Origin of the sequence: Pseudoprevotella muciniphila, from assembly GCF_003265305.2 — a bacterium.
Lineage (GTDB): Bacteria > Bacteroidota > Bacteroidia > Bacteroidales > Bacteroidaceae > Alloprevotella > Alloprevotella muciniphila.
The window spans coordinates 1,620,035-1,635,976 of record NZ_CP033459.1 but is presented as its reverse complement, the minus strand read 5'-3'; the positions used below and the strand labels follow the sequence as shown (position 1 = coordinate 1,635,976).

Here is a 15,942-nt window from a genome sequence, read left to right as displayed (position 1 = left end):
ACAGTTATTGCCGCAATGGCATGAGTTATATATAGTTTTCAAGAATTTGAGACGTGTTGTTGAGCGTATGCGAAAAATTTTAGAATAAAGGGTGTTCTATAAATAAGAAAGCATCAAGACTGATAAAAAAGAAAAAAACTAATTTATAGCTCCCCCTAAACATAAAACTACTAAGCCTTCGTGTTCGCTCGAACGCTGTTCGCTTGCCTTGCAAGAATTAGCGTCTTTCGCGTTCCAAATTATATGGTCATTCGTGGCGAACTCTCCACTCTCAACCGGTTAAAATGATTATTATAAATACACAAAAATGAATATAGAGATAATCGAAAAACTAAAATGCTCTCCGCTTTTCCATGGTTGCAACATGGACGACGTCGCAGCGTTCCTGAAAAAGTCGCCACACCAGATTCGCCATAAGCAAGCAGACGACTACATCGCCCGCCGAGGCGACGACTGCACAAACCTCACAATGGTTGTTGAAGGTCAAGTTTGCACCAGCACTTCCAATCAGGATGGCAAGGAGATAATTATTGACACCTATACCGGACCGTTTATTCTTGTGGCGGGACTTATTTTTTCAGAAACAACAAAATATCCTGTCAATGCGGTTGCACAGACAGAATGTACCATTCTTCATGTTGACCGTGCTACGTTCATAGGTTGGCTGCACAGCGACAAGCAAATGATGTATAATTTCATTAACATCATATCCAATCGTTGCCAGCACCTTGGCTGTCTTCTCTATAACGTAGGCCTTCTCTCGCTTAAAGAACGGGTAACGGAGTATCTGAAGGTGCATAAAAAGATTAAAAACGTGGAAGCACTGTCCAGGTTTATGGGTGTGGCACGCACTTCGCTTTCACGTGTGTTGTCTGAAATGAAGGCGGAAGGCATGATAGAACGGACGACAGAGGGCATAGTGCTGATTGAAAGATAACTCTGCTCGCAAGCATGGAAAGTGTATCAATAATCAAAGAAGTCGCCTAAAGGCGAGAAATCCTTCAAATCTTTTCAAATCATACAAATCGTATGAAAATCAATTTGTCAGATTTGGGCAGATTTGTGTGATTTCTGCGCGACAGCGCACTCCATTCGTTTTGATACACTCTCGTCAAAGATTTATGCAATTCGTGGCGTTATCTATACTCTGTGCCGCCCATATCCGGGCTCACGACACTCAACACCCATAACAGGGGTTTCAGTCGCTTTGCTCCTTTCACCCCTGCCTAACTTGTTACGTCCCTCCGGGACTGCCGTAGCACTGGGGTTGAAAGTGTATCAAAAAATTAAAGAAGTCGCCTAAAGGCGAGAAATCCTTCAAATCTTTTCAAATCATACAAATCGTTTGAAAGTCAATTTGTCAGATTTGGGCAGATTTGTGTGATTTCTGCGCGACAGCGCACTCCATTCTCAATAATTAAAGAAGTCGCCTAAAGGCGAGAAATCCTGCAAATCTTTTCAAATCATACAAATATTTTGGAACGCGAAGGACGCGAATTTTTGCAAGGCAAGCGAACAGCGTTCGAGCGAACGCGAAGTATTAGTCGTTTATGATTATTTATTCTATTTCTAAGCGACTATGTTCGTTAAATTAGCGTCCTTCGCGTTTAAAACTTCACAACTGTATCGACATACCTCTATGGAATTTCTTTCTCTGTTCCTGTTTTTTACCGGGCAACAAAAGAAAAAATTTGTTAAAAAAGCGTAAATGTAACATGTGCTACGCGCTGTTAATAAATGAAGGTCTAATTTTGCATCGGTAAAACTAATCAGTTGTCATGACTCATGATGCAAACTATATAAATATTTTGAGAGTTATGTTTTTTTCCGGGAATTTTTTCAGAGTGATTCCCTCAGACAGAATGGCGTTGTGAAACGCTGTTCTTTTTTTAAAAAAACAGCCACGAATTTCATGTAACCGAGCTTGCTCGCTTGCAAAGCAAGAATTTCAGAACCACGCAACTTAGCATGCTCGGTAAATTGGTTTTCTTAAAAAGTGTTAAAAAACCTTAAATGTAACATATGTAACGGACTTTCAATTTTTGGCAATCTAATTTTGCAGCGTGAAATCCAAAATTTAACAAAATAGTAACAAAAAGACTAAAAAAACAAACAGTAAAACAAATCAAAGGATTTAAGAGAATTCAGAATAATTATTAACTAAAAAAATACGAGAGCCACAAGGTTTACGAGAGCTGCAAGACGAAGCCGCTGCACATTCTAGAAAACTGCACCATGCGTCAACGACTTGAACAGACATCTTACAACCCCCGCAGATACTTATGACCCGCGCAAATTACATCCACCAGACCGCTGCGCCACAGTTGTGCGCACAAAGGCTTCAAAATCAAGACACTTTTGAAGTTTCCGGCGTTTATTTTGAACCGGTAAGGTCAAAATTTACCCCCCCCAATTTACACAACTCGCTGATTATCAGCGATATAAAAACGCCTGCAAGGTTGCATTCTCTGCTACCCTTGCCGCCACGCCGTTCTCTGTTGCTCCGCAAGGGATTAGAGAAAGCTTTTTGTATGCGGTAAAAGTATCATAACGCTTAATAATTTGCAGGAATTCGGAGTAATCAAACTGCTCCGACAGTCATAACTGCGCGAAAAAAAATAGAAGAAATTAACAAATAAAAAATAAAGCAATATGAAAAAAATCATTACTCTATTAATGCTTTCAGCATTATTCTTTGTGCCGAAACGTGTGCAAGCCGTGCAATGGGAGGTCTCAGACGGCACGCAGTACCGCATCAATCCCAACAACCCAAGTGACCCCAACGACTCCGTCCGTATTCCTGCAGGGACGAAGTTTGTGCGCATTATGTGTGGCCTTAAAAGGGATAGATATTCAAACTATGAGCAAGTAGTAATTTTAGAAAATGAACCTTACGTCAATGCTTGGAGCAGTGATGAACATGTTTTTACTATGTATGCTTCTCTTTCAGGTACTATAAAAGACATTAATACTTATACTGGTTATTCTTATGGTCCTTATGATTTTGGTGACCCGAATTTGACTCCTTTATATAACAGATTAATAATTATACCAAACTTTGATAATGATGCTCTCCGCTTGAGACTTGCAGAGAGGATTTATGGCTATAATTATCTGCGCATCACGTACGGTGGTAGTATGAGAACAGCACTCAGTTGTTCTTCGAGAATAAGAATTTCGAGTTACGGATATAATAGAGAACATGAGTATTTTAGTACGCTGGATGCAGTTACTTTGCAGCAAAGAATCAGGTATTTGTACAAGATTGTTCTTACTGAGGACGAAGTATTGAGCACCAAAACACTCAATTTTGATCCTCAGGAATATGGAATTTCATCAAGTTACGTTGGTATCCGCAATATACGCGGACTTGAAATATTTCAGAATGTAGAAGAACTCATATTAGCAAACAACAGACATTTTGCTATGATGTATTATTATTTTACAAACAACGATCATGGAACTGCTTCTTTTTATCCGGATTTTACCCCTTTTTCCAAACTCAAGGTTTTGGATTTGTCAGGAATCAATGGTTCATTTGATAACAATTCGTATAGAGATACCTATGTTCACTTTAGACCTACAGAAATGCCTACTTTGCCATCATCATTGGAATATTTGTATTTAAGAAATTCCAATGTTGTTCAAACTTTACTGTTGAATGGCACAGGCAACCCGAATTTAAAGGAAATAGATGCCACAGGCAGTCGTACGTTAGAGACTCTTGAAGCGAAAGGCTGTCCGGAGTTGGATGCCGTGCTTGTAACGAACTGTTCGAATTTGAGAGTCTTAAATTGCGATAGTGGCAATCTCACAGAACTTGACCTTACGGGATGTTCGCTTCTTAGAGAACTATATTGTAACGATAATATGTTGGAGACCCTGACATTCGACTCGAATACGAGTTATTCACGTCTAGAACGTGTAGAATGTCAAAATAACAACCTCACGTCGCTTTCGTACAACAGCACCAACAATATCCGGTCTCTCAATTATCTTGATTGCTCAAAAAATATCATTACTAATCTGGAACTGCCTTACGCAAACGAACTTAAGCAACTCTACTGCTGGAACAACAAAATTCCGTCGCTCGACCTTTCCGCAAGCACGAAGCTGTGGCGTCTGCGTATGTCGAACAACAAGGTAAAGTCATTGGATTTGACCAATAACAGGAAGTTAGAGGAAATCTATGCCAACAACAATCTCCTGACCACGCTTGACTGCTCAAACCTGACCTATTTGCAGGAAGCCCAACTCTCGCGCAACAAGATGACAAATCTTGACATGTCGGGATGTTCAAGCGTTAAGAAATTGCTCTGCAACGCGCAAGGTGGCGATAACGTCCGTCTGCTCGACACACTCAATCTCACAGGCTGTACTGCTCTTACAACCCTCGAATGTCAGAACAATGCCTTGACATCCTTGAATTTGAGCACTTGCACAAGCCTTACGCCCAGCGGCGTGAAAGCCTATATGCAGCGTGCCGTAAAGGACGTAAAAGTGTTCGACCGCAACAAAGTCTGCATCGAACTGCCCAATGGTGTAACACCAGCGATAACAGACAATAGCACAATCAGCAATGCCGATATGGACAACTACTTCGGCACATGGACCGGCAGTGGTTTCGACAAGACACGCAATAAAGTCATCAAGCGCGGCGGCAAGACCTATCTGGTACTGCACGACATCAGCGACGATGCCCGCGGCGGCGCACAGACCAAGGCGGATGTGGATTTCTACGGCAAACAAATGAAATACCAATACGCGCTCTTCGGCGATAACTGGGATGAAACACTCGGCGGCAGCCTTGCCAACGGCAAGAAGAGGGACAACGTAACCGTAACGACTTACCCCTACGTGATGTACGTGAACCCGACAAGTGCAGACAATCATTCTGTTGGAGAAGGTAATGCACCTTTCTACTCCGGTACGATCTATTTGGACTATGATGCCATCGTTCCCGAAGGTACGACCGTCTATATTGCCAAGAAAATAAAGATAAGGAAGGAAGAAATCTATAGTACGCCCTCCGGCGGACACGAGAAAGTCGTTGCAGACCAGTTGCAGTTGGTTCCCCTTGTGCCTGGCGAAGGCGCCACGGAAGTAGTCATCCCGGCCTATACTCCCGTATATGTGAAGAGTGCAACAGAAACCGGCCTGTTCTCCTTCGACCGCAACAACCACGGCGGTGTGGCACAACCTCTCGGTGTGGCAGAAGACGGCAGCCATCTGATTACAGACAACATCTTCAAGGGTGCGCTCACCGACTCTGCCGTAACAAAATACAGTGTACTTGCGCTCGGCCGTGGTCGTCCCGCAGGTTCTGGCGATGAAGGCTATACCACACAGTCGCGCATCGGTTTCTGGCCCTCCAGCCGTACGGTAATCCCCGCACACCGTGTGTTCATTCCGATAGGTGAACTTGAAAACGCCGGTGTAAACAGCAACAGCCCGGGTCTGCTCTTCTCGTTCACCAACGACATCGACGAGAACACCACAACCGACATACGCACCGCAGTAATAAACAGGAACGACGGTTGGTACACCATCAATGGTGTCCGTCTGAACGGTCGTCCCACAGAAAAAGGTATTTACATTCATAATGGCAGAAAGGAGGTAATACGATGAAAAAGAAGATATATCAGCGCCCTGCAATCCGCATCATTCCTATGACGACGAGCGAAGTATTGTCATTCAGTTATGACACAGGCGACTTCTTCTCCCGCAAGAAGGAAGCAGACTGGGAAGAAGAAGAAGACAATACTCCCAATCGCTTCGGCTATTGGGACTGACAACAGGAAAGTCCTTTCACAGGAAACGAGTATTTCTCATAAGTTACTATATAAATATTTTTTAGAGTTATGTTTATTCTGGGAATTTTTCAGAGTGATTCCCCTCAGGAGGGGGGCGTTGTGAAACGCCCTTCTCTTTTGAAAAAATAACCACGAATATGTTCTGAAAAAACAAACCACGTAACCGAGTTTGCTCGCTTGCAAAGCAAGAATTTCTCGAAATTCAGTATTAACAAGTAAAAAGGATTCAACCTTTGTTAGTAGAAGACAAATAAGACAAAAGGTAATAACCCCAATCATTTTTTTAGACTTGTCATAGTTTTATAACCAATAACTTTTCAGTCTAATCTTGTGAGGCGCTATAACGGTTGGGGTTTTCATAAGCCCGCCTCAAATGCGGGGCGGGCTTATTCTTTTTCTCAAGGATATAGAGTAAAGAAAGGGTAAATAAAAAGCAATCAGGAAATGAAGGAAGAGTTGATAGAACAGATAAAGCCGACTCCGCTTTTCGAGGGCTTTGATTTAGACGACCTGAAGGAATTCATGACAGGCTCTCCATATCAGTTGCGCAATCACCGCAAAGGAGCCATTATTGCGCATAAAGGCGACGACTGCATAAACCTCACAATGCTTGTTAAAGGCACAGTGCATACCACCATGTCGAATCAGGAAGGCAAGGAGATGATTATTGACACCTACGACGGACCAACTATTCTTGCAGCCGCTTTTGTTTTTTCAGAAGTAAACAAGTTCCCCGTCAATGTGGTTGCACAGTCGGAATGTACCGTTCTGTATATCGACCGCGCCACGTTCATTGGTTGGCTTCACCACGACAAGCAACTGATGTTTAACTACATCAGCATGATATCCAACCGTTGTCAGCACCTTGGCAGGCTTCTCAACGACGTGGCGCTTCTCTCGCTGAAAGAGCGGGTGACGGAGTATCTGAAGGTGCACAAGAAGATCAAAAACGTGGAAGCGCTGTCCAGGTTTATGGGTGTGGCACGCACCTCGCTTTCGCGGGTGTTGTCCGAACTTAAGGCGGAAGGCATGATTGAACGTACGACAGACGGCATAGAACTCCGGAAAATTGTTAAAAAAGCGTAAATGTAACATATGTTACAGCCTTTTAACTTACCGTAGCCTATCTTTGCATCAAAGCAATCAAATGCAAAAATCTAATTTTTAGAACACCCCTTAAGTTGTAAAAAATGAAGAAGTTCAATTATTACTATATTTTTAATTAGTTAATTAGTTTATTAGTTTAAATAAGTTATGTTTTTTTAGGGAAGTTTTCAGAGGACTTCCCGCAGAAAGAGCGGCGTTGTGAAACGCTGTTCTTTTGTTTTTAGGGGTGTCCGGTAAAAAAATAGGAGCGGAGAAAGAACTCTTATAGAGGCATGTGAATACAAGTTGTGGCGAGGTTTAAACGCGAAGGACGCTAATGAACGCGAAGGCTTAGTCGCTTATGGTCATATTATTCTATTTCATTGTTGTCCGCTAAAACGGGCTGAAAGTCCGTAAAGCCCATAGCCCAGGGCAACGCCCTGGGGGATAAGGTCAATGGCAATGGCGCACTGTAAGTGCAAAAGCAGAAACGAGATTAGCATTTATTTAATAATATGGCTTTTGTCCTTTCAGGACGCAAATACTCATACTTCCATATACCCAAGGCGTTGCCTTGGGCTATGAGCAGTAAGGCTTTCAGCCTAATTCAGAGCACTAAAACGGACGCAACAAAGTCAAAGAGTAAGCCCCCATAGATTACACCACCCATAAAACACCCAAACAGAAAGGCTTATGACTATGTCCATAAAACTTTTACCGGACACCAATAATTCTATTTCGCCAATTTATGCCATTGCTTCGCTCGGCGATGACGCGGATAGTGGTGAGAACTTTCAACTCTCAACTTTATTTCTGTCGTATCTGGCAAGTGTGCAGACGTATTTGCCTGCGGTGTGGGTGTGTGTTTCAAAAAAGATGTCGGTGCGTTCTGCCAATATGGTCTTTATATTGTCGCGGATGCCTTCTCCGGTAAGTTTGTAGAGGCTTTCCTTTTTTGTCCACAGTTCTGCGAAACTGAGCTGGGGATTTTCTGCTGCCAACACTTTGCTGCGTTCCTCCGGCGAACAGACGTATGACAATAAGTTGTCTGAAAAATTTCGCGGGCACTCTATGTCGATGCCTACCGGTACATGGTCTGCTGCACAAGCCACCGCCACGCGGCAATGGCTCAGGTTGAAATGCAGCCGGGGCATGGCGGGGAAATAAGGCTTTCCATGCTGACCTACTGCTACGGGCGGCACTTCGTTCAGTCCGAACACTTCGCTGCACGCCTTTCTGAGCAACAGCCATGCACCGATGCACTGTCGCTGTTGCAACTCGTCGCGATATGCCAAAGCCTTTTCCCGGCGCTCTGGCGGAAGTAGTTCCAGCGAGGAGGAAATGTCTATCCGGTCGATGTGTTCGTCTATAAGAATCATGGTGGTGCAAAGTTAGTTTTTTTCGGACGACTTTTCAAATATCGTCCGGGCAGTGTTGGCTGTTTTGAGTAAAAAAGTTAATTTTGCCCTTTGAATTACGTTTCCCTTTTGAGGTTTATGACATTTCAGAGGACTCTCCTGCCGAAAAGCGGTACAGCCATGGCGCTTCTTGTGCTTTCAGTCATGTTGTTTGGCATGGCTTCCGCGGTGTGTGCCACTCCTCCCGACTCTACTTTCGGGCATTGGGGCATAGGTGCCGACATAGCCCCCGGCAAGGTGATGCACATATCGAAATACGGGAAAGACTGGGTAATTCACGACAATGCAGTAACATTTGGCGGAGAATTGAGGTACCAGACGAGTCCCAGCGACAACGACCCCTACGCCAAGGACTACAACTATCCTGCTTTCGGTGTGGGTGTTCGCAAGGGCGACTATGATGCGGTGACGCTGCACCGCATGCCAACCCCTGAAGCGGGTGAAAAATGGGAAGCGGCAGACTACAAGTCGCAGTTGGGCAACATCGTGTCGGTATATGGTTTCTTTGAGCGTCCTATCGTGCGTAAGAACCATTGGCAGGTGGACTATCGCATCAACATAGGTGCTTCATACGCCCTTCGGACCTATAACACGGAAGACAACGTTGACAACGTGATGATAGGTTCCAATTGGAATTTCTATTTCGGCGCAGGTGTTCACTATACTTTCTTCTTTGCGCCTGAATGGGGTGCGCGCATAGGTGCAGAATATACCCACAACTCCTGTGGCGCCATGTACAAGCCCAACAAAGGTATCAATTTCTTTTCCCCTATGGTGGGTTTGATTTACCGAGACACGCGGATGCGTGAGCATGAGTTGTCGTGGAGCAACCACAACCGTCCCCGTGGCCGTACCATCGGTGGCGGACGTTATGCCGCAGATTCGCGCAAGAACTTCCACCGCCCGACCCTGTTCGGTGCTCCGCTATATCTCAGACTCTCCGGCGTGATGGGCTTCAAGGCTATCATGGAAAGCACGGGTGCTGACGGTGTGCCGGAAATAAACAGCCATGGCGGTAAGAACAGGTTCTATATGTGCTATGGCTGGCAGACTGACCTGATGTGCCGTTATGCGCGGCGTTGGTCTTCCGGCATCGGTGTGGACGTGCTCTTTGCCGAAGAAGCCTTCCGTCTGCACTACATCGACCGTATGCACGGCTATCATGGCACGCGCCACATACCCTGGCAGATCGGTATAGCAGGCAAGCACGAGGTGCATTATGGCAACGTGGCGATGACATTGGCGCTCGGTTTTTATGCGTTGCGGCACATGGGTCCCACTGATGCAAAAGAAACCAGAAAATTCTATGAGCGCATCGGCATGAAATACAATATACCCGGCAAGACAGGTCTCTTCTTAGGCATAAACGTGAAGGCACATGCCGGGAAGGCTTCGCATTCGGAGTTGGTGTTAGGCATTGATATTTGATGAGAGTTGCGACTCAGTCGCAACATACTTGACGGCAACATACTTGACGGCGACATACTTGACGGCGACATACTTGAAGGCTTTATGTATTTATATTATGGTTTTCAGCATGTACTTTTGAAATAATACCATAGAAAACAACATAACTATTATGAGTAAGAATTCAGCATTAAGGAGTTTATATGTCATCGGCATAATCTTGATTTTCAGCATTCTGCCGGTTTGTGCACAGACTGTCTTGCCTTCGGCAAACGCTCCGCTGTTCGTGGCTTCCGCTGCAACACGCACAGCAGGCGTTGACGGAACGACAGATTTCATCGGAGTGGCAGGCACACCGAACTACTCTGTGAGCAGCAACACAGACTGGGCGACCATTAAGAAAACCACAGGTGGTGTGAATGTCAATGTAGCGAGGAACAATACCGGCTCGCAGCGCATAGCAACATTGACATTTACAAATGACGACCTTGCAGCCAGTACTTCATCCAGCAGTGTCCAGATCAGTAGTCTTACAGCCAATCAGGAGGAAACTACTGGCGAAGGCACTGTCAGTGGTTTTGCGTCGGCTGCCATCGACGGCAATACAAGCACCTACTATCACAGCCCCTGGCAGAGCGGCTCAACGTCGATGCCCATAACGTGGGAATTCACACTGACCGACCTTTCACAAGTCAATCAGTTCGTGTATATTCCGAGAGCCATTGAATATCAGCGCAATCCTAAGGATATCACGTTCTATTACAGTGCGGCGGCAAGCGGTGATGACTGGCAGGTGATAGGCAGTACCCAACTTGCCGAGCAGTTCACATCATCCCAGACATACGACTTCCCTTCCACCGTTTCTGCAAAGCGCATAAAGGCAGTGGTAACATCCATGTGGGGCAACTGGGTATGTGCCGCTGAGTTGAAGTTCAACAAAGTAACCAGTAACGCTTCGCACGTGTACATCGTACAGGAAAGCAATGTGGCAGCCGACTATGGCGATTATCAAGTCAATATCGCTTCAGGATTGGCAGCGAGTACAGAAAGCGGCGACCCTATAACACAAGCATTCGATGGCAACGGCAGTACGGTATGGCACAGCAAATGGACTTCTGCCACCACTTTCCCCACTTATGTGCTGTTCACCTTTGAAGAGGCAACGGACATTTATAAGATGCTCTATCAAGGGCGCTACGTCAACAACACCAACGGACACCTCAAAGAAGTGGAAGTGTGGTATTCCACCTCAGCGAGGACAAACCTGAACACTTCAGGTTATACAAAAATAGGTACGACCGTCTTTGCAGATAATGTGAACGAACAGACTTATGATTTCGGACAAACATACAGAGGGGTGCGTACCGTGCTTCTGAAGATAAAATCTTCTTACAGCAGTTCATTCTGTTCGATAGCAGAAGTGAAATTTTTAAAACCTAATGAAGGAAAGGTTTTAAGCGACTATACAACCTTGTTCAAAGACAATCTTTGTACACAACTTAAAAGCGGCATAGGAGCGACAGAAATTGCTGCAGCAACAGATGTCGTTGCCAAGCGCCTGGCTACCGACATTCTGAACAACAACTATGACACGGAGTATCGTGTGGGCAACTACATCTGCCACCGAAGCCTGAGCAACCTGCAAAGTGAGTTGCACAACTCCCATCAGTACGACCGCTACGAAAACAGCACGGGTATTTATATGGACGAGGGCGAGACAGTGGTAATTCTTGCAGAAAACATCAGTAGCAGTTATCCTGTAATGGTAAAGGTATTGCAGCTGGATGGCAGTCATCCGGGAGGTAGTGCTACATCAAACATCCAACTGAAAAATGGTGTAAACACCTTCACTTCAAGTGTTGCAGGCAATGTGTACATAGACTACTATTCTGATAACTATAAGAATGCTCCTGCAGTAGGTCTGCATATAATCTATGGTCAGCAGAACGGCTATTTCAAGTACGACCCTGCCTATCCCAACGACCCTGCAAAGAGCGACAGCAACGAAAAATGGAAAAAACTCCTTGCCAATGCCAAGAGCGAAGTCATCGACATCGTAACACCGCGTATGCACATGCTTGCACCACTGTATGCACTGAAAGCACAGTGTCCTGCCCGCGGCAGCGAGTTGGCAGAGAAACTTGACAGTATAGTCTATCGTGAATGGGAAATTCTGGGCTACTACAAGCAAGGTGTTGACGTGAGCACTAACCATCAGGTGTGTCGTCCTGCTGCGAGCGGTATCTTTGCCGGTGGCGAAGGTGCTTATCTGAACTGGGGCGGTTTCGGCGCATGGGTAGTACCCGTCTTCCTGCCTACATGGGGTATAGCCCACGAGTTGGGACACAACAATCAGATCAGTCCTTTCACCTGGACGGGTATGACGGAGGTATCGAACAATGTCTGCTCGGCATGGGTGCAATATGCCTTGCCGAAAAATAGGGACCAGCCCTTCCGTCTGGAGGACGAATATATCAACTGTTCTGTGGGTTCAGTGCGCGGCGGTCGCATTCAGAACTTCGTGGACATGGACGTAACGAAGACGGTAAAGACACTCTACAGCGAAGCGTATCACACTGCGGCAGGAGAGAACTATCACTGGCAGAACGAAACGGAATACAATAATGCCAATACGGACCACTTCGTGGCACTCGTTCCGCTTTGGCAAATGATTCTTTATACCATGGGCGATGCCGCAGGGTATGCTCCTGACGCATTCCCGGGCATGTACACGGATATGCGCCAGAACTACTCCACATACAACGCGCTGAGTGCTGCTGAGAAGCGACTCAACTTTTTCCGTGTTATCTGTGAGCAGGCGCAACTCAACTTCATACCGTTCTTCGAGAAAGCCAACATGTTCGAACCGCTTGACAACGTGTTCATCGACGACTACAGTTCCGGCTATATGACCATCACACAGTCGCAACTCAATCAGGTAAGGGCAACGATAGAGGCATACAATTATGAAAAAGTGCCGTCCTCGCTCGTATTTATGAACAACTACAATTACAAGCGCTTCCGCGACAAGGTAGTCATCAACCCGAACCAACTCCCCGTAAACACCGGCTGCACTGCCACGACGCTCAACGGTCACAGTGTCATCAAGGTGGACAATTACGTTTGGGAAGGTGCCGTAGGCTATGAGGCTTGCGATGCTGAAGGAAATGTGTTGCACGCCACAACATTCGGACTGGGTGATGCCGTGGCGAGCGACCGTTATACCTACGCCATCTGGAAACTTTCCGGCGACACAGAAACACCGGCATACCTCCGCGCTGTGGGGTACGACGACTCTACTGAAATCATTTATCAACCCTGACAGCAATCCCCGTAAACAAAGAAAATCATGAAAAGAATATTATTATCAATAGTAAGTCTGCTCATCTCTCTGGCGGGGATGGCTAACGGCATAACTTCGCTCGATGAACTGGACAACACGAAGTACTACTACATACAGCAGGCTTCGGACAATCAATATGTCTATGCCAACAGCAGCACTTCGTACACCATGGGCACCGCCTCTTCCGGCACCACTCACCAGTGGGCTGTATATAAATCAACCAATAGCGGGAACTACTATTTCTATAACCTCTCGACCGGTAAGTTTATGACAGCGAATGGATCGACCTGTCCTTTGCAGAGCGATGCAGTGCCCGTCTTTCTGTTGCCGGGCGAAACGGCGGGCGAGTGGTATGCCTACAGTGCAAGTTACGTAATCGGTCAGAATGCTGCGGCAGGTGCAAATGCCGTGTTGCTGACCAACTCCATCGCCAACTATGAGGTACCCGCCTTTAGTTTCACGGAAGGCGGAGCGTTGACAGCAGCACAGCAAAATGCAGTAGCCGCAAAAGTGTACGTCTATGAATCAGGCGGAGAAACCGTTAATGTCATATCGAGTATAGGCAGTGCCATCAGCGACCTGTCTGCCCTCACCGACGGTTCGACAGTTCTGCTCTACAGCAACGGCAAGGGTAAATACACCTATGACAACGGCAGTTATCTCTATTTTGGCAGTACACCATCTACGAATGATATCGATGCCATGAAGTATGTATTTACTGTCAGCACAGATGGTACGAACTATACGTTCAGGTCGGGTGCCGGCAATTACATCTACACGTTGCAGAATGGAACTATAGTGAATACGAGCAGTACTAATGAAGGGTCGTTCACCATTACTGCCAGTTCCGGAACGGCAAATTGCTTCAACCTCTACAGCACCACATCCGGCACCTACCTCAATGCCAATCCCGACAAGCCTGTGGGTTGGAGTTCTTCTGAAGAAAATTCGTTGTATAAGTTTATTCCCGTAACCATAACTGCTTCAAGTACGGTATATAGTGCTGTCTATGACTGTTATCTTACAGACGGCACCAATGAAAAGAGTCTGGGCGCACAGGTGCTTTTCAACAACAGCAATACCTATTCTGCACCCACATTCAGCGGAGCAACACTTTCGTCGATGACAAACCTTGCCACAGGCGCAACGGTGAGTAGCAGTAATACATACACATCATCAGTGGCAGTAAAAGCACTCTATACGAGCAATGCAGCAGCGTTGGTTACTCCCACAACGGTCAGCAACGGCACTTTTGCCGACAATGCCACGTGGTACCGCATTTATGTGAACGGGAAACTCCTGTGCTATGACGAGAAGACAGCGCGTTACTACACACTGAACCGTACTGCGCAAGCAACGTTTAATGATGCCGACTTATGGTGCTTCGACGGTAACAACGTCACAGGATATGTGCTGTATAACAAGAAGGCGGGTGCGGCAGTTCAGCCTTTGACCTATACAGCCAACCTCGTCAATGGCGATGTGCCTTACACAGGCAATGAAGAAAACCTCTGGGTGGTCTCGCAGAATGGAAGTGCTTGTTATCTCACTACTGCCGAAGACGGCTTCTATCTCTGCAACGACGGACAGGGAAAAGTAAGCCTGTATAAGAGTTCTTCATACAAAAATGTTGCGATAGAACCCGCTGGTGAAACGATGAAAACGAATGCCGAACTATATGCTAACGAAATGGGAAACTATGTGGGTATGTTCAAGGAGAACAACTACACATCTACTCTGACTGCAGCGGCATCGGGATACACCACAGCATCGCCAACGGCAACAACGTTCAGCAACCTGCAGACCGCTTACAACAACTTCATGAACAATGCCGAACGTGTAACACTGCGCAACGACCGGCTCTACGTCATAGCCTCCGTGGGCACTTCCGGAAAATCAATCAGGCCATCGGGAACAGGCGCTTCGCAAGTTGTCGGTGTGGCAAAAGATATGGCAAACACCAACCAGTACTGGCGCATTTTGCAACTCGGCAACAGCGGAGAATACTATCTGTTAAGTCCTTATGCAGGAGGATACCTGGACGCATCAAGTGGTGGCAAAATATATTTGACGACATCAGCCCCGACACATCCATATTTAATAACAAACTACGGCACAACGCTCTCACAATGGCTATTGCATGATCAGAATGCCAGTACAGCAAACCGCAGTTATCTGAACTATAAGGCAGCAACGAACATATTGACAGGTTGGACCGGTGCCGATGCCAGTGACCGCTGGCAGATATTGCCGGTGGATGAGTTCCCCGTAACAGTTTCTGCTTCAGGCTTTGCCACGACCTGCCTGCCGTTCAATGCGCTTCCTTCAAGTGGCTTGCAAGTATTTGCCATCGAAAGTGCTACACCACCAACATCAGAAGACGGAATTGCCACACTCTCGGCAATAAGCGGGGTGGTGCCTGCAGCGACCCCTGTAGTGCTTTATGCCAAGGGCGGCGGAGACTTCACGCTGAATGCTACGGATACCGAAGGCACAGCACCTGCAGCAAACTTGCTTCAGGGTACTCCTGACATGCTGACAACCGTAGGCGCCAACAATGTATATGTGGTTTGGGACAACGACAACAACACTCCTGGCTTCTATAAATATACGGCAGACCAACTTGCGCCCTTCAAGGCCTATCTGTCGGCAGAGGTTCTGGCAGCGGCAGGCGTTTCGCGGTTATTGTTGTCAGTAGGAGAAGAAGGCACCACAACTGACATCAATGCCGCCACTGAAGGCAAGACACAGCGCGGCAGTGAAATCTTCGACCTGCAGGGCCGCCGTGTAACAAAGATGCAGAAAGGCGGCATCTATATCGTGGGTGGTAAGAAAATCGTGAACTGATGGTCTGTTGACCACGGGAAAGCAACCG

8 protein-coding genes are annotated in these 15,942 nt (G+C 46.3%); 7 read left to right on the top strand and 1 reads right to left on the bottom strand.

What is annotated here, in order from left to right; translation table 11 throughout:
- Nucleotides 1-307 precede the first annotated feature (307 nt).
- From C7Y71_RS06595 to C7Y71_RS06585, 4 genes are all read left to right on the top strand, one after another.
- Entirely contained in the window at nt 308-937 is a 630-nt protein-coding gene (locus C7Y71_RS06595; RefSeq protein WP_111898388.1) for a Crp/Fnr family transcriptional regulator, read from the top strand.
- 1,715 nt (nt 938-2,652) lie between these two features.
- A complete protein-coding gene (locus C7Y71_RS06590; protein ID WP_151908890.1) occupies nt 2,653-5,628 on the top strand; it encodes a leucine-rich repeat domain-containing protein in 2,976 nt (991 codons plus the stop codon).
- Nucleotides 5,625-5,792 (top strand): hypothetical protein, encoded by a 168-nt coding sequence (locus C7Y71_RS11825; RefSeq protein ID WP_193215861.1) that lies wholly within the window; start codon nt 5,625-5,627, stop codon nt 5,790-5,792. Before C7Y71_RS06590 ends, C7Y71_RS11825 begins: the two co-directional genes overlap by 4 nt.
- A 465-nt stretch (nt 5,793-6,257) precedes the next feature.
- Complete coding sequence (locus tag C7Y71_RS06585) at nt 6,258-6,899, top strand: Crp/Fnr family transcriptional regulator (protein ID WP_111898967.1); 642 nt, start codon at nt 6,258-6,260, stop codon at nt 6,897-6,899.
- 794 nt (nt 6,900-7,693) lie between these two features.
- Here C7Y71_RS06585 and C7Y71_RS06580 read toward each other — a convergent pair.
- Nucleotides 7,694-8,278, bottom strand: coding sequence for a 4'-phosphopantetheinyl transferase family protein (locus C7Y71_RS06580; RefSeq protein ID WP_111898968.1), 585 nt, complete (start codon nt 8,276-8,278; stop codon nt 7,694-7,696).
- A gap of 117 nt (nt 8,279-8,395) precedes the next feature.
- On the opposite strand from C7Y71_RS06580, the gene C7Y71_RS06575 reads away from it, so the two are divergent.
- The 3 genes from C7Y71_RS06575 to C7Y71_RS06565 all read left to right on the top strand — a co-directional run bounded on the left by C7Y71_RS06575 (nt 8,396) and on the right by C7Y71_RS06565 (nt 15,914).
- Nucleotides 8,396-9,745 carry an acyloxyacyl hydrolase gene (locus C7Y71_RS06575; protein WP_111898969.1) on the top strand — a complete coding sequence of 450 codons (1,350 nt, stop codon included), beginning with the start codon at nt 8,396-8,398 and terminating at the stop codon, nt 9,743-9,745.
- A 151-nt stretch (nt 9,746-9,896) separates the two neighbouring features.
- Complete coding sequence (locus C7Y71_RS06570; RefSeq protein WP_111898970.1) at nt 9,897-13,046, top strand: M60 family metallopeptidase; 3,150 nt, start codon at nt 9,897-9,899, stop codon at nt 13,044-13,046.
- Between the two features lie 27 nt (nt 13,047-13,073).
- Complete coding sequence (locus C7Y71_RS06565) at nt 13,074-15,914, top strand: RICIN domain-containing protein (protein WP_146739464.1); 2,841 nt, start codon at nt 13,074-13,076, stop codon at nt 15,912-15,914.
- The last annotated feature ends 28 nt before the right edge of the window (nt 15,915-15,942 follow it).